Annotated in this window: 19 protein-coding genes and 1 tRNA gene; 7 read left to right on the plus strand and 13 right to left on the minus strand. The window is 51.3% G+C overall.

Annotation, left to right across the window (positions count from 1 at the left end; translation table 11 throughout):
- Positions 1 to 262: 262 nt before the first annotated feature.
- The gene (gene folE2, locus HMPREF0860_RS09485) at positions 263 to 1084 is read right to left on the minus strand and encodes a GTP cyclohydrolase FolE2 (RefSeq protein ID WP_021330130.1); all 822 of its coding nucleotides are present in this window, start codon (positions 1082 to 1084) and stop codon (positions 263 to 265) included.
- Positions 1074 to 1952 carry a bifunctional methylenetetrahydrofolate dehydrogenase/methenyltetrahydrofolate cyclohydrolase FolD gene (gene folD, locus HMPREF0860_RS09490; protein WP_038080850.1) on the minus strand — a complete coding sequence of 293 codons (879 nt, stop codon included), beginning with the start codon at positions 1950 to 1952 and terminating at the stop codon, positions 1074 to 1076. The genes folE2 and folD overlap by 11 nt, the downstream gene beginning before the upstream one ends.
- A gap of 158 nt (positions 1953 to 2110) precedes the next feature.
- On the opposite strand from folD, the gene HMPREF0860_RS09495 reads away from it, so the two are divergent.
- The 3 genes from HMPREF0860_RS09495 to HMPREF0860_RS09505 all read left to right on the plus strand — a co-directional run bounded on the left by HMPREF0860_RS09495 (position 2111) and on the right by HMPREF0860_RS09505 (position 6414).
- Entirely contained in the window at positions 2111 to 2698 is a 588-nt protein-coding gene (locus HMPREF0860_RS09495; protein WP_021495717.1) for a TP0733 family outer membrane beta-barrel protein, read from the plus strand.
- A gap of 9 nt (positions 2699 to 2707) precedes the next feature.
- Positions 2708 to 3841 carry a hypothetical protein gene (locus HMPREF0860_RS09500; RefSeq protein ID WP_021330122.1) on the plus strand — a complete coding sequence of 378 codons (1134 nt, stop codon included), beginning with the start codon at positions 2708 to 2710 and terminating at the stop codon, positions 3839 to 3841.
- Positions 3842 to 3939: 98 nt separating this feature from the next.
- Entirely contained in the window at positions 3940 to 6414 is a 2475-nt protein-coding gene (locus tag HMPREF0860_RS09505) for an AAA family ATPase (protein WP_038080862.1), read from the plus strand.
- A 34-nt stretch (positions 6415 to 6448) separates the two neighbouring features.
- Here HMPREF0860_RS09505 and HMPREF0860_RS09510 read toward each other — a convergent pair whose 3' ends face one another.
- The 3 genes from HMPREF0860_RS09510 to HMPREF0860_RS09520 form a co-directional block, all read right to left on the minus strand.
- Positions 6449 to 7300 (minus strand): RsmB/NOP family class I SAM-dependent RNA methyltransferase, encoded by an 852-nt coding sequence (locus HMPREF0860_RS09510; protein ID WP_021330119.1) that lies wholly within the window; start codon positions 7298 to 7300, stop codon positions 6449 to 6451.
- Positions 7301 to 7313: 13 nt separating this feature from the next.
- Positions 7314 to 8747 (minus strand): glycoside hydrolase family 3 N-terminal domain-containing protein, encoded by a 1434-nt coding sequence (locus tag HMPREF0860_RS09515; protein WP_021330145.1) that lies wholly within the window; start codon positions 8745 to 8747, stop codon positions 7314 to 7316.
- 510 nt (positions 8748 to 9257) lie between these two features.
- On the minus strand, positions 9258 to 9452 hold the full coding sequence (locus HMPREF0860_RS09520) for a hypothetical protein (protein ID WP_021330127.1): 195 nt from the start codon (positions 9450 to 9452) through the stop codon (positions 9258 to 9260).
- 109 nt (positions 9453 to 9561) lie between these two features.
- Between HMPREF0860_RS09520 and HMPREF0860_RS09525 the strand changes: the two genes are divergently transcribed.
- Both HMPREF0860_RS09525 and feoB read left to right on the plus strand, forming a co-directional pair.
- Positions 9562 to 9792, plus strand: coding sequence for a FeoA family protein (locus tag HMPREF0860_RS09525; protein ID WP_021330115.1), 231 nt, complete (start codon positions 9562 to 9564; stop codon positions 9790 to 9792).
- Positions 9789 to 11639: a ferrous iron transporter B gene (feoB, locus tag HMPREF0860_RS09530; RefSeq protein ID WP_021495711.1), complete on the plus strand. Its 1851-nt coding sequence runs from the start codon at positions 9789 to 9791 to the stop codon at positions 11637 to 11639. Before HMPREF0860_RS09525 ends, feoB begins: the two co-directional genes overlap by 4 nt.
- 60 nt (positions 11640 to 11699) lie before the next feature.
- Here feoB and HMPREF0860_RS09535 read toward each other — a convergent pair whose 3' ends face one another.
- On the minus strand, positions 11700 to 12980 hold the full coding sequence (locus HMPREF0860_RS09535; protein WP_038082395.1) for a site-specific DNA-methyltransferase: 1281 nt from the start codon (positions 12978 to 12980) through the stop codon (positions 11700 to 11702).
- A 15-nt stretch (positions 12981 to 12995) separates the two neighbouring features.
- Positions 12996 to 13068, minus strand: a tRNA-Thr gene (locus tag HMPREF0860_RS09540).
- Positions 13069 to 13216: 148 nt separating this feature from the next.
- On the opposite strand from HMPREF0860_RS09540, the gene HMPREF0860_RS09545 reads away from it, so the two are divergent.
- Positions 13217 to 14485 (plus strand): diaminopimelate decarboxylase family protein, encoded by a 1269-nt coding sequence (locus HMPREF0860_RS09545; protein ID WP_021330137.1) that lies wholly within the window; start codon positions 13217 to 13219, stop codon positions 14483 to 14485.
- A gap of 128 nt (positions 14486 to 14613) precedes the next feature.
- On the opposite strand, the gene HMPREF0860_RS09550 is transcribed toward HMPREF0860_RS09545, so the two are convergent.
- From HMPREF0860_RS09550 to argH, 6 genes are all read right to left on the minus strand, one after another.
- Positions 14614 to 16215, minus strand: a complete 1602-nt coding sequence (locus HMPREF0860_RS09550) for a polysaccharide biosynthesis/export family protein (RefSeq protein WP_021330125.1) — start codon at positions 16213 to 16215, stop codon at positions 14614 to 14616.
- Positions 16212 to 17261, minus strand: a complete 1050-nt coding sequence (locus HMPREF0860_RS09555) for a GNVR domain-containing protein (RefSeq protein WP_051169938.1) — start codon at positions 17259 to 17261, stop codon at positions 16212 to 16214. Before HMPREF0860_RS09555 ends, HMPREF0860_RS09550 begins: the two co-directional genes overlap by 4 nt.
- Positions 17262 to 17297: 36 nt before the next feature.
- Positions 17298 to 18185, minus strand: coding sequence for a hypothetical protein (locus HMPREF0860_RS09560; RefSeq protein WP_021495709.1), 888 nt, complete (start codon positions 18183 to 18185; stop codon positions 17298 to 17300).
- 205 nt (positions 18186 to 18390) lie between these two features.
- Positions 18391 to 19059 (minus strand): amino acid ABC transporter permease, encoded by a 669-nt coding sequence (locus HMPREF0860_RS09565; protein ID WP_021330135.1) that lies wholly within the window; start codon positions 19057 to 19059, stop codon positions 18391 to 18393.
- Positions 19060 to 19884 (minus strand): amino acid ABC transporter substrate-binding protein, encoded by an 825-nt coding sequence (locus tag HMPREF0860_RS09570; RefSeq protein WP_021330134.1) that lies wholly within the window; start codon positions 19882 to 19884, stop codon positions 19060 to 19062. It lies immediately after the preceding gene.
- A gap of 28 nt (positions 19885 to 19912) precedes the next feature.
- Complete coding sequence (gene argH / locus HMPREF0860_RS09575; RefSeq protein WP_021330138.1) at positions 19913 to 21328, minus strand: argininosuccinate lyase; 1416 nt, start codon at positions 21326 to 21328, stop codon at positions 19913 to 19915.
- Between the two features lie 119 nt (positions 21329 to 21447).
- Here argH and HMPREF0860_RS09580 point away from each other — a divergent pair, with 119 nt between their 5' ends.
- Positions 21448 to 22368 carry a P83/100 family protein gene (locus tag HMPREF0860_RS09580; RefSeq protein ID WP_021495707.1) on the plus strand — a complete coding sequence of 307 codons (921 nt, stop codon included), beginning with the start codon at positions 21448 to 21450 and terminating at the stop codon, positions 22366 to 22368.
- Positions 22369 to 22371: the final 3 nt, after the last annotated feature.

Consider the following 22371-nt stretch of genomic DNA (forward strand, 5'->3'; position numbering starts at 1 on the left):
ATGTTTCAAAATAATACGTCATATTTCATTCCACTTGCATTTTTCAAAAATAGTACCGCGCACGGATGCGCGGATTTTGCCGAGCGAGAATTCGCACCCTCTCTTTCGCTTCGAAGAGAATTCTCGTGTTGTGAAAAAACACGACGTTTTTTCACAACGATCTTGCCTGCGGCCGCTCCACTTCGCTACGCGGGAATCGGCGTACGCACTTGCTTCGCCTCATCATTTGGCAACCATAAGTTTCAAAAAAGTACGTCATATTTCATTCCGTTTGCGATCCGTATTCGGCACAGGCATAGGCATTGTGATTGTGAATGCTTTCGTAATTTTCCGCTTCGACGGAAAACCATGCAAAGGGTTTTGAGATCTGAAACGAACGCAGCGCAAGATACGTTTCGCGCACGATGTCTTCGGCAAAGCGCGGGTTGTCATACGCGTGTTCGGTCACCCATTTTTCGTCCCGCCGTTTAAGCGCGGCATAGAGACCGCCCGATGAAGCGTTTTCGATGACGGCGATGACGTCTTCGATCCAAAAAAAATCCGAATACAGCAATTTTACGCGCACCGTACCGCGCTGGTTATGCGCGCCGTAATCGCTGATCGCTTTCGAACACGGACACAGCGTCGCAACCGGCACCGAAACAGAAATAAAAAAATCGCGCTCGGTTTTTCCGACGCTTCCTTCATACGCGCACATATAACTCATCATGCTTTTCGTACCGGTGACAGGTGCGCTTTTTTCGATAAAAAACGGAAACGAAACGGTTCCGTAGGCGCGTGCGGCACAAAGCGTTGAGCGGATCTCATCGAGCATGTCGAAAAAGCGATGCATCGAAATATCGAAGCGATATTTGTGAAAGACTTCGATAAAACGGCTCATGTGCGTACCTTTGCAGTCTGCCGGCAAATCGACAAAGAGATCTACCGTCGCCGTCGTGTTTTGCGTTTTATTGATTTTATCGCGCACCGTCACAGGATAGTGTAACCCCTTTACGCCGACTTTTTGCAGCGGCACACCCCGCGTATCCTTTTCGCTTTGTATATCGCGCAGCGCAGCTCGGGATGTTTTTTCGTCAGCGCTCACGGCCTCTCTCCGCAGCTTCAAGCGTATTTTGCATGAGCATCGCAATCGTCATGGGACCGACCCCTCCCGGCACGGGCGTAATATACGATGCGACTTCTTTTACCGCATCGAAATCGACATCGCCCGCTAAACGGAAACCGCTCTTTTTCGAAGCATCGGGTATGCGATTTACGCCGACATCGATGACGGCAGCTCCTTCTTTTACCATATCCGCGCGGATCGTATTCGGCATACCCGCCGCCGAAACGACGATATCGGCAACCTTTGTGATCGCTTTCAAATCTTTCGTTCCCGTATGGCAGAGCGTCACGGTGGCATTGCAGTCTTTGCGAGACAAAAGGAGGGCGAGCGGTTTTCCGACGATATTCGATCGACCGACGACAACCGCGCGCGCACCGGAGGTTTCGATGTGCATCGACTTGAGGAGTACGATGATGCCGTGCGGCGTACACGGAAGCGGCGCATCACAGCCTATGACGAGCTTTCCGATATTGACAGGATGAAAGCCGTCGACGTCTTTTTCGGGCGAAATCGCAAAGAGTATTTTACGTTCGTCGATGTGCTTCGGAAGCGGCAGCTGCACGAGAATACCGTGGACGCTCTCGTCGCGGTTGAGCGATCCGATAAGCGAAAGGAGCTCCGCTTCGCTTGTGTTTTCGGGCAGCTGCACGGAACGGTCGTTCATACCCGCTTCCGAAAGCGCGTTCCGTTTGGCACGCACGTATGAAAGGCTTGCGGGGTCGTTTCCGACGAGGATGACGGCGAGACAGGGAACGATACCTTTCGATTTCAGTTCCGCCGTCCGAGAGGCAATCCGTCCTCTAATATCCGCCGCCGTTTTTTTCCCGTCGATAATCACTGCGCTCATCGTGTAACCTGCCCCGCTTTCACATCGTTTTATCATTGATAAAAGTGCTTAAAAAAGGTATACTGAATAATATATCTTTTTTTTTTTAATTAGGGAACTGTCAAAACGCTGAAATTTTTGGACAGCCCCGTTTTCATTAGATGTATTTGTGAGGAAAGATGAAACGCATTGTACCGCTTTGCTGTATACTGTTTTTTTGCACCGCCGCTTTTTTTGCATCAGGCAAATCTCAAGGTGACGAATACGATGACGGTACGGAATTCCGATATAAGATGAACGGCTCCGGCGATCAATATATTCAGATTTCTGTTATGCCGAGTTTTCCGCTCAATTTCAAAGGTAAAATGTATGTCGGCGGCGCTGCGGATCTCGGTTACCGGCGCTTTCTCACCGGATTGTTTGCCGTCGGCGGCAATATCATGGTCGGCTATCATCCGACGCTCGGCAGCAATATCTTCAACTTTTGGCCGGTAACGGCGAGCGTTATGTTTCAACCGACCGTCTGGCATTTCGAATTTCCGCTTTCGATCGGAGCCGGCATCGCGTTTGAAACCTATCAGAGCAGGAGATATTTTCCGGGCTTTGTGCTGCGGCCTGAAGTCGGCATGTTTTACCGCATGTCGGAAAGCTGGTCGTTCGGAATCGGAAGCGTCTTTTTGTGGATGCCGCAGTGGTACAGCGATTCGAGCTATAATTTCGACGGTCTTTTTTTGACGGCGTCTCTTTCGGCACGGTACCATTTTTAAGGATTTTATATGAAGCGCACATTCCCTATTTTAATAATTTTTTCCGCACTCGCATGCGCCGTTTTTTTTACCGGCTGTCAGGATGTCATCTTTGCCAAAATCATGGGGGAGGTCGAACTCGAAGACGCAACGATAACCGGCCGCGTCAATGCGATCGTTCGCTGCAAGCTCGGCTCCGACGAGTACCTTTTTATCCAAAACGGCAGAGTGTACGGGAAACCTGCGAGTTCCGTATCGCACGGAGATTGGAACACTATGTCGGACGGACTGCCGAAACTTTCCTACGACTATTATAATAAAAAATTCAACGGTATCTACATCTACCAGCTTGCGTCTACTCCGACGACGCTCTATGCGATCGGCACTTCGATTTATGAAAATACGGAAGACGGTGAAAATACCGCCGGGAGCCGTTACCTCTATTATTTTGACACAGGCTCAAAGACGTGGCGTAAAACGCACGATAACGACGTTACCGGCACATCGGGAAACACGACGATATTCTGCACAAATACGCGTGATACAACAAAGCGAAAAGCGTATATCCGTATGAACAAAAACGTATACGCGTTGAACGATTCTCCCGTAAGCGATGCGACGTGTATCGCTACGACGGCAGAAACATCCGCATTGGGAGACGCGCCCGGCGAATCCACCGTCTCTGCAGCCTACACTGCAAGCGGCATCTATTTTTTTAATTCATGCGCCGCAACAAATGAAACGTCGGTACCCGCAACGTACGTCTATTGGGCGAGCGGTTCCACGCTGAAATACGCAGCGTCAGGTACAAATGCTTCATCGGGAACGAGCGCGGTAAACTGTTCTGTAAACATCACGTCGATAGCCGTCACAAGCGACGCGATCCTTTTGGGAACGAACGGACGCGGCCTTAAAAAGACAACGAATGCAAGCGGCATACCCGGAACATCGCTTCCGAACTTTTCGACAAACGCGGATTCCGCACTCGGCTCCCCGTATATCATCCCCGCACTGCTGTGCATCGACTCCTCCTTATCGGAGACAGGCGCAACGCTTTACGCGTCCGCAGACTTTAAACGGAAATCGAGTTCGAGCGGCGGCACTTACAAAGACGTCGGCCTTTGGTCGTACTATCCGTCACGCGGCAACTGGAACAGGGAATAATCCTTAAAAAAAACGGTCGATTTTCAAAGATGGCCGCCGAAGGCCAAATATCGATCCTTTCGATAGGCAAAGGAACGGAGACGCAGTATACTGATACTATGTCCGAATCGAATGATGCCGACCTTTTTAAAAACGCACACGCGCTTCGCGAACCGCTGGCCGCACGGATGAGGCCGCGAACGCTCGACGAATACATCGGGCAGGATCACATCGTCGGCAAGGGCAGGCTTTTGAGGCGCGCGATCGCGGCCGATCAGCTTTCGTCGGTTATCTTTTACGGACCGCCTGGAAGCGGAAAAACGACGCTCGCCCGCGTCATCGCAAATCATACGAAAAGCAATTTTATCACGCTGAATGCCGTGCTCACGGGAGTCGCCGACATCAGAACGGCGATCAAACAGGCCGAAGACTTTTACAGTCTCTACAGCCGCCGCACGATTTTATTCGTCGACGAAGTGCACCGCTGGAACAAAGCGCAGCAGGACGCCCTCCTGCCGTGGGTCGAAAACGGTACGATCATTTTAATCGGAGCGACGACCGAAAATCCGTTTTTCGAAGTCAATAAAGCGCTCGTGAGCAGGAGCCGCGTATTTCAACTGAAACCGCTGACAAACGACGATTTGCGAAAAGCGGCAGAACAGGCGCTCGGCGACAAAGAGCGCGGCTACGGTCATTGGAAAGTCGAATTCGAAAAAGGTGCTCTCGAACACTTGATCGAAACGGCGAACGGAGACGCGCGCAGTTTGCTGAACGCGCTCGAACTCGCCGTAGAAACGACACCTGAAAAATGGGATGCCGCCGCCTCTCCTCCCGTGCCCGCGTGGGGTTCGACGATCTACATAAGCCGCGAAGCCGCCGAAGAATCGATTCAAAAAAAAGTCGTGCTCTATGACCGCGACGGCGATTATCATTACGATATCATCAGCGCGTTTATTAAAAGCCTGAGGGGGCGCGATCCCGACGCCGCGATGTATTGGCTCGCGCGCATGGTCGCCGCCGGAGAAGACGCTTCCTTTATCTTCCGGAGAATGCTCATATCGGCGTGTGAAGACACGGGGCTTGCAGATCCGAACGCAGTGAGCATCGTCGCAAGCTGTGCCGACGCATTCGACCGAGTCGGCATGCCGGAGGGACGCTACTTTCTCGCACACGCGGCGCTCTATCTTTCGACGGCGCCGAAATCGAACAGCAGTATGGCGTTTTTCGATGCGCTTGCATCGGTGGAAAAAGAAGACGCGGAAGTGCCCAATCACTTGCGCGACGGAAACCGCGATGCCGAAGGTTTCGGGCACGGAGAAGGCTACCTCTACCCGCACGCATACCGCGATCACTGGGTCGCACAACAATATTTACCCGACGCTCTCGTCGGCCGCGTTTTTTATACGCCGGGTACGCAGGGCTACGAAAAGACGATACGCGGCGACGTGCTTTCAAGGCGCGAAATCCAAATCGCTTCGCTCCTCGAACGGGAAGCGCTCTCGGCCGATGAAAGCGCGAAGCATAAAACGGCGGCCGCTACGAAGCACGATGCCGTACATTTTATTAACAATAAAAAAGGCGAACATCTCACCTTCAGCCCCGCAGACGCGGCAAAAGAGACGGCGCTCGACAGAGCCGATAAATCGTGGCGGGCGCGTCTCGATTCGAACCGTGCAGAAGTGCTGCTGGCCGTGCGCGATACGATGACCGAACTCGCAGGCCTTCTCCGTCATCACCGCTCGCTCGTGTGGAATGCGGACGACGGTCTTTTACTGTGGGACGTCGCGCGGAAAACGCCCGAAGGGATGACGTGCGGACTCTGCCGTACCGAAAAGGGAAAAGAAATCCTCGAACAGTACGGAAGGACGCTCGGCGATTTGGATAAACCCGTCCTGCAAGTGCTCCCCGAAGGAGCGGGAGGAGAGGGCATTACAAGCGAAATCTTTTCCGATATCGTCTTGCAGTTCGCATATCGGGGTGCCGAATTCGACCGTCTTTTTTTTCGAAATCCTTTTACCTCACCCGCATCGATCGAATCCCTAGCCTCTTCTCTTTCGCGCACAGGACTAAAAAAAGAAGCGCCTTCCCCTGCCGAAAGCGAACAGTCGGGAGAAGCGGTGTTCGCCGAAGGATGGCTTGCCGTCGTCGCACAGCGCATTCCCAAAAGCGCACAATACCTGAGCCGCATCGTCGAAACGCAGATACTCACGCCCGCAACGCTCGGCACATACGAAGATACGCTTGCAAAAATGAAAGCGGCGGAAGACGAATTTTTCGGCGATACGGAAAACCCGCTTTTCAACTGGGATGCGTCGTCCGTCGTCCGCACATTCGAAAAAAAAGGCTTTACCGTACGAAGCTTATCGCGCCGCTTCGTCGAAAAACGGCGGATCACGGAAGAAGAACTTGCAAAGTGGTTCGATACGAAATCGTCCGCATACGGCGTGCGGATCGCAGAGGCGCTTTCGTCGAAAGAGCTTGAAAAAATCGTGCGTCTCCTCGAAAGTGCGCGAGAAAACACCGTCTTCAATTGGGAAAGCGAAACCGCATTTTTTACGATAGCGGATAATAAAGAACGGAAAATACAAGGATGACGCGGAAACAGATAAAGCGGATATATCAAAGCGTTCAAACGTACGCCGTCTTTTGAATCAGAGAAAAATATATCGGCCCCGCCCCGTTTTGCACGTCGGGCAGAACATGAAAACCGTATTTCGTCTTTTCGGCTTCGGGAAGCAACGTGTCGCAAAACGGCTCGAGCTTTTGTTTCCAGTGCGGAATAATATCGAGCACGATTTTTGCCGTATCGAATTTTTTCAAAAGCCGCTCGACGACACCGTCATTTTCGGCGGGAGCAAGGGCACACGTCGAATAGAGGACGTAGCCCTTCGGGTTCAGCATGCGATATGCGGAAGAAAGAAGCGCCCACTGAGCGATCGCCGAAGTTTTTATACGGGAAGGCGTCCACGCGGCAAGATATTTCATATCGGTAAAAACGTGGCGCTCGGACGAACACGGAGCATCGAGCAAGATTCGGTCATAGCGCGCATTTTCAGCAAGGCACATTTTCGCGCCGTCGCCCAAGCTCGTCTCCACGCGCGCACAAACGGTTTTAGGCAGACAATTTTCGAGGACGCGCTTGAGCCTGTAATAACGCTCCCGAGAACGCTCGTTTGCAACGAGATGCGCGTCCGTTTCCATGAGGGACGCGAGGACGAGCGTTTTGCCGCCGGGAGCCGCGCAGATGTCGAGGATTGTACGCGCACCGGAAAGCGGAAGCGAAGAAGCTGCCAAAACGCTTGCCCCGTCGAGAAAATACGGCTCTGCACCTCGTGCATTCCACGAAACATAACGAACATCGCGTACAAGCGCTTTTTTGATCGGCGGCCATCGCTCTCCGTAAAGCGCCGAATAATACGATTCGAATCCCGCTTTGCCGGAAAGCTTTTGCGCATCTCCATCTTTTCGCAGTCCGTTCATGTTTCACTCTCCGCTAAAGCTTTGCGTTCCGTTCGCTTCCGGCAGCCGACACGCGCGTTTGCCGAGCGGAGTACACTTCCGCGACGAGTTCGTCGTTTTCTTTTTTTGCGGTTCGAAAGGCTTCCACCCGCGCCCGCCCTATCTCTCCCCCCGCCTCTCCGTCATAGCGTATGGCGCTTCCGCTTTGTACCGCAGAGTCGATGTACGGCGAAGCGAAAGCCGAAACGACGTGCCAAACGCCGCCCGTTTTTTCAAGCACAAGGATACCCCGCTCGATTTTAAAATCGATAACGCGGCGGGCGGATTCTTCGATCCGCTTTGCAAAGGCGTCGTCTTCTTTCGCGCGCGAAACGAGAAGCGCATGCTCTCGTGCAAACTTTTTTTTTGAAATCATAATCACATCGACACCCGCTTCGATCGCCGAAAGGGCCGCGCGTTCGGGAGGATAGCCGTTTTCCGCAAGAGCCGCCATAAAGATATCGTCCGAAAACACAAGGCCTTTAAATCCGAGATCGCCGCGAAGTTTATCGCCTATCCAAACGTGCGAAAGGCATGCAGGGGTATGCGAATCGGCGAGGGAAATGCGCGCATGCGACATAAGCACGCCCGCGCTTCCGAGAGAGATAAGGCGGAAAAACGGATAGCGTACCGTTTTATTAAATTCACTTTCGGAGATATCGATTTCGGGCAAACCCGTATGCGGATCGGTATTCGTATTGCCGGGAAAATGCTTTATCACCGCAGCGACTCCGTTATTTTGCAGCGCGTTGAGCGCGGCGATGCCGTATGCGACGACGCTGTCCGCATCCCCGAAGCTTCGTTCTCCGATAAAGGCTTCGTTCGATTCGGTACGCACTTCGACGACGGGCGCGATATTGACGGTAAAGCCGAGAAGACGCATCTGTAGCGCCTGCAGCGAATAGAGGCGGTACGCATCCGAAATCGAAAAAAATTCCGAGACAACGCCGTTTGCAGGAAGCTTCCCCGAAACCGCTTTAAGCCGACACACGTCTCCGCCCTCCTGATCGAGGGCGAGATACGGCGGAATGCAGTCATGCAAAGCGCAGTACGAAAAAATCGAATCGGTAAAATTAATAATTTTTTCCGGAGTATCGGCGATATTGTATGAAAAGAAAATATAGCCGCCCGGCATGAGTGCTTTACTGCGCGAAGAATCCGTCCATTCGACAGGAGTGAAGACGTCGTCTCCGACGAGGTTTTCCATAAAAAGCTGGGCAACCTGCTCTTCGATCGTAAGAGACTCGACATACGAAAAAACCGCTTCGCGCTTTGCCGTAAGGACAGCCGCGACATCTTCATGCACGGTGCGCGCACCATCTCTCATCAATCCGTCGCGCCGCATCTGCCGCCGCTCGGACACGGAACAGGACACAAAGACAAAAGCTGTAATCAAAAAAAACGCGACGCCGTTCCGTACACTCCGCATACTACGGAGTATATGCCATTTCGAGGGATACCTCAAGAGCGAGCAAATCCGAGCAATGCACAGGATTTGCGAGCGTCTCCTATAAAAGAAAAACGCGCTGAGCGTTTTTCGCCTCCAGACTTAAAAGAGCAAATCCGAGCAGTGCGCAGGATTTGCGAGCGTCTCTAAAAAAAGAAAAACGCGCTGAGCGGTTTTCGCCCCCAGACTTAAAAGAGCAAATCCGAGCAGTACACAGGATTTGCGAGCGTCTCTAAAAAAAGAAAAACGCGCTGGGCGTTTTTCGCCTTCAGACTTAAAAGAGCGATTTCGTGTTGTCGATTATCGGTACATTTATTCGATGTACTGAAAACGCGTTAGGGATTGGAGCACCGCCGGAGGCGTACCGCGCGCGGTATGAAGCGATAGCGGAAGTGCGAAAAGCCCGACCGCCCTCTCCGGCTGCCATCAGTAGGAGAGGGCGGGAACGCCCTGATAAAAATCTCAGATTCAGAACTTTCCGTTTTGATTTTGTCATGTCGATTTTTCGGCGATCGTCTCCATCACATCCCAGTGTTCGGCGATTTTGCCGTCGGAGTCAAAGCGGCACATATCGAACGTAACCTGCCCGCCCGTGCCGTAAGCTAAGTTGTGCTGAATATAGCCGTTCGCCAAAAGTGAGTGAGCCTTTTTCGTATCACTCGTTGCAAATGTTCCGATAAGAAACACCAATAAATTTTCTGTGGCACGATTTGAAAATCTGTGTTATAGTAATATTAGCAGAGGCTATCTTTTTGACTGCGTGTCAAACGCGTCTTTAAACCATGCAGGAGGTGTTATGTCGCTGAGCGAAACGCGGGAAGGATTTTCCGGAACGATAACCGATATCGCAGGAGATGCGCATTTTATCGGAAGGGTTACGTCGATGGGGCTTACGGTCGGCTGTCCGCTTACCGTCGTGAGGCACGAAAAAAAACAGCCCATACTCGTCGAAGCGCGCGACACTCTGATTGCGATCAGCTGCGGCGATCTCGATAAAATTTTCGTAGAAGCGGAGAACCGATTATGACAAAGACAATCGCATTGCTCGGACAACCGAACTCGGGAAAATCCACGCTGTATAACGGGCTTACGGGCTCGCACCAGCACGTCGGCAACTGGCCCGGAAAAACGGTAGAACAAAAAGAAGGCTATTTCACTATCGACGGAGAGCGATACATCGTCGCCGATCTTCCGGGAAGCTATTCCCTTTCGGCGGGTTCACAGGAAGAGGAGATCACACGAGACTACATCGCATCCGGCAAAGCCGACATCGTCTGCATACTCGCCGACGCCTCTCAGCTCAGGCGAAATCTCTACATGCTCGCCGACTTCGCACCGATGCGCGTGCCGGCCGTTTTAATTCTCAATATGATGGATGTCGCAAAACTGCAGGGAAAATCGATCGATACGGAGAGTCTTTCAAAACGGCTCGGCATCACCGTCGTTCCCTTTGTCGCCGCCGACAGAAAAAAATATCCCGAACTGAAAGGTATCCTCCGAAACGAATTTAATAATCCGAAAAAAATCGATACGGAAAAACTCGACGCCCTGTGCAGCGGTGCAAAAAGCGAAATGGAACTTGCGAACGTCCGCTTTCAATGGATCGAAGCGCTGCTCGACGGCGTCGTTTCGGGCGAAAAAAAGCGCGCAACGCTTTCAAAAGCCGACCGCATCTTTACGAGCCGCCGCTGGGGAAAGCCGTTTTCCGTCGCTATCATGCTGCTTGCTTTCGTCGCGTCGATGATTATCGCCATGCCGCTCATGGGACTCGGATCGTTTATTCCTCGTCTCGCATCTCCCCTTCTCCATCGCCTCATGCAGGCCGGACACGCAGCTCCTTTTTTGGAATCGCTCGCTGCCGATTTGATCCCGAACGTCGTGTACTTTGCCGCCGCGATGGCGGGCTTTGTCGTCGGCGTAACGTTTACGTTTACGGCGCTCGAAGAAACCGGATTTTTGGCGCGCATTTCCTACGCTTTCGACGGAACGATGACGAAGCTCGGGCTGCAGGGAAAAAGCATCTGCCCCATGCTGATGGGTTTGGGCTGCACGATCGGAGGAGCCGCAGGCGCGCGCGTCATCGACAATTGGGGACAGCGCATACTGACGATTATGCTTACGTGGGCGGTACCCTGCGCCGCCATCGCGACCGTCATGCCGACGCTTGCGACGATTTTTTTCGGCGCGTACGGCATCCTCGTCATGCTCGGCATCTATACGTATATGTTTTTTATGATATTCATCACGGCAAAGATTTTCGGCAACAAGCTTTCGCCCGCCGCAGAGCGTACCGGCATGCTCATGGAACTTCCGCCGTATCATCGGCCCAGGTGGGCAAACGTACTTTATACGTCGTTTGCAAAATCGTGGGATATCTTTAAGCGTGCGCTCCGCGTCATATTTTTGATTTCGGTAATTTTTTGGGCGCTGTCGTTTTCATCGACGGGGCGCGCGGAAAACAGCATCATCTATCGATTCGGCACGTACATCGAACCGGTTACGCGCTTTTTCGGATTGGGCTGGCAGACTTTTATCGCCTTTCTCGCGTCCGCCGTTTCAAAAGAAGCGGTGCTCGGAGTATTGAATTCGCTCTATGTCGGAACGGGCGATGTTATGACGGCGACTTTTTTGTCGAAAACCGCAGGCGCTTCGAGCGGAAACCTCGCATCCGTTTTGCCCGAGGCGATTTCAAAAGCGGAAGCGCTCGCGTTTATGTTCGCCGTTTCGTTCAACGTGCCCTGCCTCATGGCCGTTACGGCGACATATCGCGAAACGCATTCGCTCAAATGGACGGTATCGATCGCATTCTATTATATCGCAAGCGCGCTCGTCCTGTCGTTCATCGTGTATCACATCGCGGCTCTGGTGATGTAATAATTGATAATGGGCAATCAGACCGAATGCACGGCAATTACAAGTTTAGCCCATTATCACTTACGCATTAAAAAGCCTGTAGTATTCGAGTTTTCCGCCCAAAGCGGCAACGCGGTTGCCGCGTCCGTCGGTATATCCGCACATGATGCGCCGTATGCGCTCGTAGGCGATATCGGCGATCGTATCGAATTCGGCGCAGGCGGCTTTTTCCGCCGATTGAACGGCGATGCAGCGAAAAGAGACGCCGTGTTTTTTGTTAAGGCGCAGCACCGCCTCAAGCGTCGTACCGCTCCCTGCAAAAAAATCGAGGACGACCGCATCGCGCGGAAGGCTCATCATTTCAAGCAGGTATTCGATGAGGTTTACGGGTTTCGGATTGACGAAAGCATTTTTGACGCCGAGGAGATCGTCGAGATAACGTTGCGCGTCCCGCGTCGAGTCGGCGCACGCGATGATATTTTTCGGAATAACGCGGCTTTTTTCTCCGTTGAAAATCTTTTTGCGCGGCACGCCGTTTCCGCCTCTTCCCCAGTAGATGCGGCCGTCGCGGATCAGACTTTCCATTTCGTCTTTACCGCACAGCCATTGGCGCGTCCAGGTTTTGCCAGAAGGAGACGTAATGGAAAAATAATTGACGTGCTTCGGATTCGATCGCGGCTCGGTAAACGAAATGCTGCCCGAAAACCACGGACCGCGAAGGTCGCCGTCCGCGTTGGAATGCGCCCAATCCGCCGTTTCCGAGGCTTCGAACGGAGGAAGGAAACGCTTGCATTTTGCAAAGCAGAGCGTGTGCTGCGTTACCGTGCGCGACCACGAATCTTTTTTCCCTTTTCCGTGGACATACATAAAATCGTTTACGTAATTTTCTTCGCCGAAAACCGCATCGCCGAGCAGGCGCAAGCGCGCGTATTCTTCATCGCCTATCGAAATAAAAATGCAGCCGCGCTCGCACAAAAGTTCCCTCGCAAGTTCGAGACGGCGGGACATAAACGAAAGCCACGCGGAATGGCGGGCGGAATCGTTTTTGGAAATGAGCGAGCCGTCGGGAAGGCGGCGTAAAAAGCGGCTGTCATTGTAAGTAATATCGGAACCCGTGTTGTACGGCGGATCGATGTATATCGCGTCGATTGCATTGCGCCGAGATTTGCATAAACATTTCAACACGGGATAGTTATCGCCTTCGATAAAGATGTGTGCGCTTTGCGACGACGAAGCTGCGCCTTTATCGGCATTTTCGGAAATCGCTTTTTCAAACACGGGCACGAGCGAATAGAGATCCGCATCCGTGCCGTCCGCGCGTTCGGGGACGTCGATCCATAAAAGACCGCATCGCTGATCCATAGGCATAAAGAAAAAAGCCAACTACCGGACTTGAACCGATCACCGCCGCATTACGAATGCGATGCTCTACCGGATGAGCTAAGTTGGCAAATACGTGCGAACTATAGCATAATTACCGAATTATGGCAATATGCTGTGCGGCGCTTACGGCGGCACAGGCCCCGTATTTTCCGCCCGTTGATTCCGGCATTTCGAATATGTTATAGTAAATCGATTTAGGATGACATAGGTGATATATGAGTTCCGATTTTCCGCTCAAGCACGATGAGCTTTTAAAATTAATAAAAAGATTTCCGACGCCCTTCTACCTTTACGATGAAAGGGCGATCCGCGAAAACATGCGCCGCTTTACCGAGGCCTTTTCCGTCTTTCCGAAGTTCCGCGAACACTTCGCCGTAAAAGCGATGCCGAATCCCTATATGCTTAAGATCCTCGCGGAAGAAGGATGCGGCGCCGACTGTTCGAGCTTACCCGAACTCATGCTCTCCGATTTGGCGGGCATCGAAGGGGAGAGCGTCATATTTACGTCGAACGAAACGCCCGCTCCCGAATTTCAATACGCGTACGAACACGGAAACCTCATCAATTTGGACGACATCACGCACATCGATTTTTTAAAAAATGCGCTCGGCGGCAAATTACCGAAGCTGCTCTGTTTCCGCTACAATCCCGGCCCGCTCAAGCAAGGCGGCAACGCGATTATCGGAAAACCCGAAGAAGCGAAATACGGCCTGACGCGCGAACAGCTTTTCGAAGCCTATGCGCGCTGCAAAAAAGAAGGCGTCGAACGATTCGGACTCCATACGATGGTCGCTTCGAACGAACTCAATCCCGATTTTTTTATCGACACGGCGGATATCCTCTTCGATCTCTGTGTCGAAATAAAACAGAGGCTCGGCATAAAAATCGAATTCGTCGATTTGGGCGGCGGCGTCGGCATTCCGTACAGGCCGGAGCAAAAAGCGGTCGATCTCGGTTATGTAGCGCACGGCATCAAAAAAATCTACGACGAAAAAATTATTAAAAACGACCTCGATCCCATGGGTATCTATTGGGAATGCGGCAGACCCGTCACCGGCCCCTACGGCTGGCTTATTGCGACGGCGATTCACGAAAAACACATCTACCGCGATTATATCGGAGTCGACGCGTGCATGGCCGACTTAATGCGGCCCGGTATGTACGGCGCTTATCACGAAGTGACCGTCAGCGGAAAAGAAAGCGCGGTAAAAGACCGGGTATACGACGTCGTCGGATCTCTGTGCGAAAACTGCGATAAATTCGCCGTCCGGCGAAGTCTGCCGAAAATCGATATCGGCGATATTTTAATAATTCACGATGCGGGCGCGCACGGAAGGGCGATGGGATTCAATTACAACGGAAAGCTCAGAGCGGGCGAAGTGCTCATGAGAAGCGACGGTTCGTTTAAAGAAATCAGGCGGCGCGAAACGATTGCCGACTATTTTGCGACGCTCGATTTGAACGGCGTAAAAGATTTCAGATAGCAAAAGATTTTACACAGCGCGGACGAAAATTAATAATCGACGTACCCGAAATATCCGTAACTCAAGGCAAGCACTCGTCTTCCGGCAAGTACCGCCGAAACTTATTGCGGATATTCGAACGAGATGCGCTATTTTGAAGCGTTTTGTGTTGCAATAATAATCGTCACCGTCGTCGAAACGGCGGAAAGAACGGTCGTTATAACGGGCGCATACAATCCGAAATAATATGTAAACGAATTTGCAGATGCCGTTATCGTCGTTTCCGGCGTAATCGGATCGGTTTTTCGCAGTTTTTTTCCGTTTATGTCGCGGATTTTCACAACCTCGCGCGTATTTTTTTCATTAACAAAACCGCCTGCAAGACCGATATAGTATTCCCACGTGCGGTCGGGGATGTACGGATACCTACCGGGATTTTTCACAGCACCGGCAACGGAAACGAAATACTGCCGAAACGGTATAATCAGCGTATCGTAAGGCTGTACCGTTTCTTTACTGTAATACATGGCGTCGTACAACATCTTATTGATATCGATCGGAATCGGTTTCCCTTTGCGAAGGATGTATGCGTTTTCAATATCCGCCGTCGATGAAAAACGCGTTTTATTGCGCCGCACGAGCGTAGCATAATTTTCGCCCGTATCAAACACGACTGCAAACCGTGTTGCGGCATCGAGCGCCGTACCGGTTGCAGAAGAAAGCGCACCCTCGATAAACATAACCGGCTTTATCTCCGCATACGTCGGAACACGTACCGTATCGTAACACAAAAGCGGATAGTCGGATGCGACGGCAGCGTTATTCAAGTACAGTATTTCCCCCGCAGGATCGTCTTTGCCCGATGTACGTATCAATTCCATGCGGTTCGTATCCGCACGATCCGCAAAGCCGCCGCCGTAATAATCGACAAGCCGCCGGAGGTTTTCTCCCGCAAGCAGTTCATAGGTTCCGGGTCGTTCGACGGCTCCGTTTATCGTCACTTTTCGCGTCATGCGTCCGACGGTGATTCGATCGCCCGGACGCACATAGGGATCCTGCGACAGATCGCCGAAACGCACCGCTTGAAAAATATCGTACGTATTTTTTTTCCCGCTTTCGCCTGTAACGACGATATCGCGCGTCGACGCGTAATCGGTCAGCGTCCCCACAATAACATCCGAAAGCCGAGAGAGCGCCCACGCCTGCTTAATCGTCGTTTCCTTTACTTCTCCGTCGATGACGACTTTAAAAACGGCAGGCGTCGTAAGCGCAAACTGAACACCGCTCATGGGATAGTTTTGCATAACGATTTCTTCTACGCGCTGTTTGAGGCGTAAAAACGTATTGCCCGCCGCGTTGATCGTCGTAATATTTGCAACGCGGATCCGATACGACGTATCTACCGGTATGATATAACTGACGATAGTTCCGTTGACCGCAAATGCAAGCGTATAGATATCGCCCGCCGTTACGCGATAATCGGCAGAAGACATCGCAAGCTGCGGCGTCGGAACAAGCGCATTTTCTTTGTCGAGCGGTTTTTCTTTTTCCTCCGTTTCCCGTTCGTTTATCTTATCCGCAGTCGACACCGTATCGGAAGTATCGGAAGATGGATCGGTTTTAGACAGTCTGCCGGTCGTACCGTATCGACCGGCGTTCGCCGTCTGCGCAAAAAGCGCGCCGCAGCTTGCAAGCGGAAAAAAAGATATCGTTAAAGAGAAAAAGACGATGCCGTACAAATATTTTTTCATAGATGCCGTTTCCGATTTTGATGTGATGCGACGGAAAGCTTTTTCATCGCTTCGGGATCGCGCTTGATGTTTTCTATCGCATTTAACGCAAATGCGATAAACACCGACATAAAAAACGCCGCGAAAGTTGCGATGATGCACAGCATACCGCGCGACGGCGCCGATTTTCTGTCGGGCACTTCCGCATGTTCCAAGATTTGAAATACCGGCGTTTCGCTCGCCATTTCCACTTTTAAAAGTTCGTATTGCGTTTTAAGCTGCTTGTACACCTGTTCCTGCGCTTCCAATTCCAAAACGAGTATTGCGTTTTCCACAATGGGAGAACCGTTCGGATTATAACGATATGCGGCGGTATTTTCGTTTTCACGGATCTGCTTCGATAATGAAAGAATTTGTTTATAACTCGCATCGATATTTTCTTCGAGGTTCTTTTTCGCAAGTTTGTTTTTATCGATACCGAGTTCTGCAAAAACGGTTTCCATATAGTCCGCCGCAAAATTTATGACGGATTGTGCGAAGACAGGATCGGTATCCGTAAATGCAAGCGAAAAAACACCGGATTTATCGTCAAAAGACGCACTTAAATTTTTTTGCAAAACTTTACGTGTTTCGGTTTTCGGGGAATCTTTTATCTTATAGCGTGTCGTGAGATCGAACTTATCGATAATCGCATCGAGATAAGTATTTGTCTCCGCAATGTAAACGGCGAGCGCACTGTATGTCGCGCCTCTTTTTGAAAGACCCGAAAGCCCCATAAGACTGCTCAACCCGCTTGAGTTCAACATCGACGAAAGGGAACCGCCGGAAGACGACGAATCGTTTATCAGCATAAGCGCACGCGGCGTGTATTCGTTCGGAAGCGGCGATTTTTCAGGCGGCAGCATAAGCGATATCACGGAAAATAAAAGAACAGCGGCAGCAGCGGCGGACGTCATTAGAATGATGAGTTTTTTATGCCGAAGCAAAACGGCAAACAGATCGATAAGTGAAATCTCTTCGTCCGACGAAGACGGCGATGTATTTTTGATATCCGATACACTTTCCATAGGAGTATTATATAAGAAAATATGCGGCTTTACAACCTAAGGGAAAAGCGTATCTTCTTCCGGCAAGTATCGCCGAAATTCTTCATGCTCCGCAGCAAATACTCGAGCCGCCCCATTGTAATTTTCCCATGTCGAATCGAACAGCTCCTCCACGCCCGGAATGCACGCGATATCGCTCACCATAAGATAACGATAATCGATGTGATTTTTATTAAAAAAATCCCGCACGCTTTGCACGGAATTGTATAGAACGTATGCGACAAAAGTCGAACACACAAATTTTTTTTTCATTTTTTTATTTTCCGCATCGTTTACAGCTTCTATGTCTTTTTTCGATGCATAAAATTTATCCATAGGTCTGTCGTTTTCCGCCGTAAATAATTTCCGTTTTACAGCGCGGTTGGCGATTTTAAAATTTTTATCGACATCGTAGCGCACATTCTTATTTTCCATAAGAACACGGATCGCTTTTTTGCGTTCTTCACCGGTTGCTTTGATCGCATACAGCATTTGCTTTGACGATACAGCATCGCACTGCTTCGTATAGTTATTTGCTTTCGTATCGCTGCAGTGTTCCCTGTCCAGCTGGGGTCGAGCCATCAGCGTAAGGCCGAAAAAATCGTCGCGCAAGTCGAAACCGATGCTCACGTGACTTGCCGTAAGCGGGTTTACGTCTACTTTTGCGATGCCGTTTTTAAGAATATTCGATACGTAAAACGGAGAGATAAGCTGCGGATCGTAAAAACGCAAAAAAATATAGGAATCGTCGGCGGCTTCCTCTGCCGTATCGACTCGGCACATAAAATCTTCATCGGTCAGCAGGTACGCGTTTTCGGTTTTCGTCGAAGCACAGGATGTCGTCAAAAACGCGCACACCGCGGCGCTCAATAAAAATAGAGTTTTTATTAATCGCATATTCATCATTACTCACTTATCGGTACGGTGCTGCCGTTTTTGCACTCGATATATATACCATAGTGAAAAACAAGCGCGATAACAAGCGGTCACTTGCATTTTAAGTATTTAATCGAATCGAGGGCGACCGCCGCGATCAAAATCAATCCTTTAAATACAAAGTCCAGGTTCGTGTCGATACCGAAAAAGGAGACGGCGAAAACGGCATCCTTCCTTAGCGATAGTAGGAGAGTTTCGCTTCGATGCGTGCAAACACGATTTCGACACCCCAATTCATCGCAAGGTAAAAGACACCCGCGACGAAGAGCGGCATAAACGAAAAGAGGCGGCTTTGCGTTTCCTGTGCGACGCGCAAAAGTTCGGATACGCCGATAACTTGGATGAGCGCCGTATCTTTGACGAGGGTTATCGCTTCGTTGCCCATCGCGGGCATGATGCGCTTAACAACTTGCGGCAAGACGATATACAAAAAAGTTTGTCGCTTCGTATAGCCGAGCACTTTCGCAGCTTCGTATTGTCCTTCGGGAATCGATTCGATACCGCCGCGATAAATCTCCGCAAAGTACGCCGCGTAGTTTACGATGAGCGCAACGAGAGCGGCGAAAAAGCGCGGCCACGCGACACGGAAATCGGTACCGAAATTGTTGTTGAGCCAAAGGCACAGAAGACTCGGGCCGAAGTATACGACGAGCAGCTGCAGCATGAGAGGAGTGCCGCGTATGACGAGCAAAAACGCTTTCATCGACCCGGAAAGTATTCGATTTTTCGCCATGCGCCCCGCACAAAACGAAAGCGCGAGCGGAAGCGAAAAAAACAGCGTCAAAAAAAACACTTCGAGCGACGTTGCGCTTCCGCGCAGCATCGCCTGCAGCATCTTCTCCATTTATTTGCCGATCACCGAAATATCGCGTCCGAACCACTTTACCGAAACGGCGGTAACCGTTCCGTCTCTTTGCATATCTTCCAATATGCTCTGTACTTTGTCGCGCAGGGCAGCGTTTCCCTTGCGGAACGCGATACCGTAGTTTTCATAGGACAGCGCTTCGTCGATGACGATAAAGGGCTTTCCCGTCGCGGAGATGCTGTAGTTTGCGACAACGCTGTCCATGACAACGCCGTCGACGCCGCGGATTTCAAGGTCGTTGAGAGCGGTAACGTTGTCTTTTAAGAGTACCTGTTCTTTGAGCGAACGCGAAAATTCCGCATTGGCATCGACGGCTTCCTGCGCGCTCGAACCGCTTTGCAGTGCGATTGTTTTTCCCGCCATGTCTTTCAAAGACGCAATGCCGCTGTCGTTTCGCACGACAAGCACTTGCGCGTTTTTCAAATAGGGCTTCGTAAACACGAGCGCTTCTTCCCGCTCTTTCGTCATCGTAAAGCCGTTCCAAATGCAGTCGATTTTACCGGTGTTCAGCTCCATCTCTTTCGCACCCCAATCGATGGGCTGCGCTTTAAATTCGACGCCGAGCCGCTTCGCAACTTCTTTTGCCAAATCGATATCGTAACCGACGATTTCGCCGTCGGAAGCACGAAAGCCGAGCGGAGGGAACGAATCGTCGAGTCCGAGCACAAATACGCCGCGCGAGATGAGGTCGTCAAGCGAAGTATCGCGGGCGGAAGCAGCATCCCGTTTTTTGCAGCCGGCGCTTGCCGCCGCGAGACAGAGCGCGAAAAGCGAAGCTAAAAATACCCTTATCGTTTTTTTCATTTATTATCTCCTGTAAATAAATTAATAATCAGAGCCGTTTTTTTGCGAAATCTTTCAGCACACGTATCTGCTCCGCGACTCGCTCGGCTGCAGGCCCTCCCTCGGTTTTTCGCGAAGCGACGCAGGACTTCGAATCGATGAGCGGGTAGATATCGTCCTCGATGCGATCCGAACAGGATCTAAAATCTTCGATCGGAAGTTCTTCAAGCCTGCATTTTTTTTCGATCGCGGTGCGCACCGCTTTTGCCGCAATGCCGTGCGCCGTGCGGAACGGAATGTCCTTTCGCACGAGGTAGTCGGCGACATCGGTCGCATTGAGATAGCCGTCTTCGCAGGAGCTTTCCATGCGCTGCGTATTCCACGATGCTGAGGCGATCATATCCGTAAAAACCGACACGCAGGCGCTCACCGTATCGAATGCGTCGAAAAGGCTTTCTTTGTCTTCCTGCATATCGCGGTTATACGCAAGCGGCAGCGCTTTCATCATCGTCAAAAGAGCTACGAGATCGCCGTACACCCTGCCCGTCCGCCCGCGGATGAGTTCGGCAAAGTCGGGATTTTTTTTCTGCGGCATGATCGAACTGCCGGTCGACCACGTTTCGCTCAATTCGATAAACGAAAATTCCGACGTAGACCACAGCACGACCTCTTCGGCAGCGCGCGAAAGGTGCATTTGCAAAAGCGCAAAGCACGATGCGAATTCGATGCAGTAGTCGCGGTCGGAAACGGTGTCGAGCGAATTTGGCGTCACGCCGTCAAAGCCGAGCAGTTCCGCTTCGAGTTTTCTGTCGAGCGGAAGGGTTGTTCCGGCAAGGGCTCCGGCTCCTATCGGTGAGCGCGAAATGCGTTTAAGCGCATCGGAAAGCCGTTCCCAATCGCGCGTAAAACTCCACGCCCACGCGCACAGATGATGAGCGAGCGTCACCGGCTGAGCGTGCTGCATGTGTGTAAAGCCCGGCATAATCGATTGCGTGTGGCGCTCGGCGAGAACGGCAAGCGTTTCGATGAGATGTGCGATGCTTTTTTGCAGTTCGGGAATCGTCCGCCTGAGATACAGCCTTTCGTCGAGGGCGATCTGGTCGTTTCGGCTTCTGCCCGTATGCACTTTTTTGCCGGTCTCTCCGATCCTGTCGGTAAGCGCGGCTTCTATAAACGAGTGAATATCTTCAGCGGAAGCGTCGACGGAAAGCTTACCCGACGCCATATCGGCATCGATAGCGTCGAGCGCTCCGATAATCGCATCGGCTTCTCGGCGCGAAATGATGCCCGTACGCGCGAGCATTTCCGCGTGCGCTTTGCTTCCGAAAATATCATCGCGAGCCATGCGCTCATCGACGTGAATTGAAGTTTCAAACGCGACTGCCGCTGCGTCCGGCCCTTCGGAAAAACGACCGTGCCACAAAGCGGTGTGATTGTCTCCGGTCATCGTACCGTGCGTATCCATAGTTCGGACAGTATACACTACATTGTTTATTTTTACAATGATTTGTATACTGTATGAGTACGAATCGCAAATTCACAGGCAAAGTCGACTTGTTCGTTGACTTTTTACGGGAGTGCGTTATGTTAAGAAAATTATTCGTCATCGTTTCGGCGCTGATTTCGGCAGGCTCTCTCTTTGCCGTACAAATCGATACGGCGCTTCTCGATACGGCAACGCGCGTGGACTATATCGAAGATATGTCCCCTGTGCCGAAAAACGAATTCAATACCGCAAAGCAGATACGCGATATGGGGCGCAGACTCGGCGGAAGCATTAAACGGCAGGATGCGCAGCATAAAGACGGAGAGCTCTACGCATCGGGCGCTCCTTCAAAAAAATACCGCGCGCTCCGCGTACCTTCGTCGGACTCGCTTCCGGGAGCCGACATCATCTATATCGCGCCGAACGCGAAAGTCGGAACGATCAAAGCGCTCGCCTTTATCGTCTCCGGCTACATCGAAACAGCACACGGTTTGCCTCCGGAACAAGCGGATACTCTCGCGCAAAAAGTGTGTTGGTGGAATACGAATCGTTACGACGATCGAAATTATTTTACAAAGCATTTCAACGCACGCATACTCGAATCTTTTTCCGATGAAACGGCAGTCATCGGTCTTGCCGACTCATACAAAAATTGGGCGGGACATGCGCGCTTCGTCATCCCCTTTGCGCCTGAAAAAATGCACGATATACAGGCAGCGGCAAAAGACGGCAAAAAGCAAAGCGCAAAAATCGATTCGAAAAACAAAGCCGCACAAAAAAACAGCGAGACCGAAAAAGAGGCGGCACAAAATAAAAAAGAGAGCGCAGGCAAAGGCGCGGCGCAAAACGACGCCGATAAAACTGCAGCGGATGCGATCCGGAATACGCTTGAAAACGAAGCGCTGCAATTTAAAACCGTGCCGGCAAATTATAAAATTCTCTTCGGCGCTTTGTGCCTTGCCGCGCTTTTGCTCCTTATACTGCTCGTGCGGGTTGCCGTAGACATGGCGAAAAATTGACGA

It is taken from the genome of Treponema socranskii subsp. socranskii VPI DR56BR1116 = ATCC 35536, assembly GCF_000468115.1.
GTDB classification, from domain to species: Bacteria; Spirochaetota; Spirochaetia; order Treponematales; family Treponemataceae; genus Treponema_D; species Treponema_D socranskii.

Bases quoted from the DNA above. Each gene is read 5' to 3' on its own strand.
- folD (WP_038080850.1), bottom strand. From the start codon at position 1,952: ATGAGCGCAGTGATTATCGACGGGAAAAAAACGGCGGCGGATATTAGA.
- HMPREF0860_RS09495 (WP_021495717.1), top strand. From the start codon at position 2,111: ATGAAACGCATTGTACCGCTTTGCTGTATACTGTTTTTTTGCACCGCC.
- HMPREF0860_RS09500 (WP_021330122.1), top strand. From the start codon at position 2,708: ATGAAGCGCACATTCCCTATTTTAATAATTTTTTCCGCACTCGCATGC.
- HMPREF0860_RS09505 (WP_038080862.1), top strand. From the start codon at position 3,940: ATGTCCGAATCGAATGATGCCGACCTTTTTAAAAACGCACACGCGCTT.
- HMPREF0860_RS09510 (WP_021330119.1), bottom strand. From the start codon at position 7,300: ATGAACGGACTGCGAAAAGATGGAGATGCGCAAAAGCTTTCCGGCAAA.
- HMPREF0860_RS09515 (WP_021330145.1), bottom strand. From the start codon at position 8,747: ATGCGGAGTGTACGGAACGGCGTCGCGTTTTTTTTGATTACAGCTTTT.
- HMPREF0860_RS09525 (WP_021330115.1), top strand. From the start codon at position 9,562: ATGTCGCTGAGCGAAACGCGGGAAGGATTTTCCGGAACGATAACCGAT.
- feoB (WP_021495711.1), top strand. From the start codon at position 9,789: ATGACAAAGACAATCGCATTGCTCGGACAACCGAACTCGGGAAAATCC.
- HMPREF0860_RS09535 (WP_038082395.1), bottom strand. From the start codon at position 12,980: ATGGATCAGCGATGCGGTCTTTTATGGATCGACGTCCCCGAACGCGCG.
- HMPREF0860_RS09545 (WP_021330137.1), top strand. From the start codon at position 13,217: ATGAGTTCCGATTTTCCGCTCAAGCACGATGAGCTTTTAAAATTAATA.
- HMPREF0860_RS09550 (WP_021330125.1), bottom strand. From the start codon at position 16,215: ATGAAAAAATATTTGTACGGCATCGTCTTTTTCTCTTTAACGATATCT.
- HMPREF0860_RS09555 (WP_051169938.1), bottom strand. From the start codon at position 17,261: ATGGAAAGTGTATCGGATATCAAAAATACATCGCCGTCTTCGTCGGAC.
- HMPREF0860_RS09560 (WP_021495709.1), bottom strand. From the start codon at position 18,185: ATGATGAATATGCGATTAATAAAAACTCTATTTTTATTGAGCGCCGCG.
- HMPREF0860_RS09565 (WP_021330135.1), bottom strand. From the start codon at position 19,059: ATGGAGAAGATGCTGCAGGCGATGCTGCGCGGAAGCGCAACGTCGCTC.
- HMPREF0860_RS09570 (WP_021330134.1), bottom strand. From the start codon at position 19,884: ATGAAAAAAACGATAAGGGTATTTTTAGCTTCGCTTTTCGCGCTCTGT.
- argH (WP_021330138.1), bottom strand. From the start codon at position 21,328: ATGGATACGCACGGTACGATGACCGGAGACAATCACACCGCTTTGTGG.
- HMPREF0860_RS09580 (WP_021495707.1), top strand. From the start codon at position 21,448: ATGTTAAGAAAATTATTCGTCATCGTTTCGGCGCTGATTTCGGCAGGC.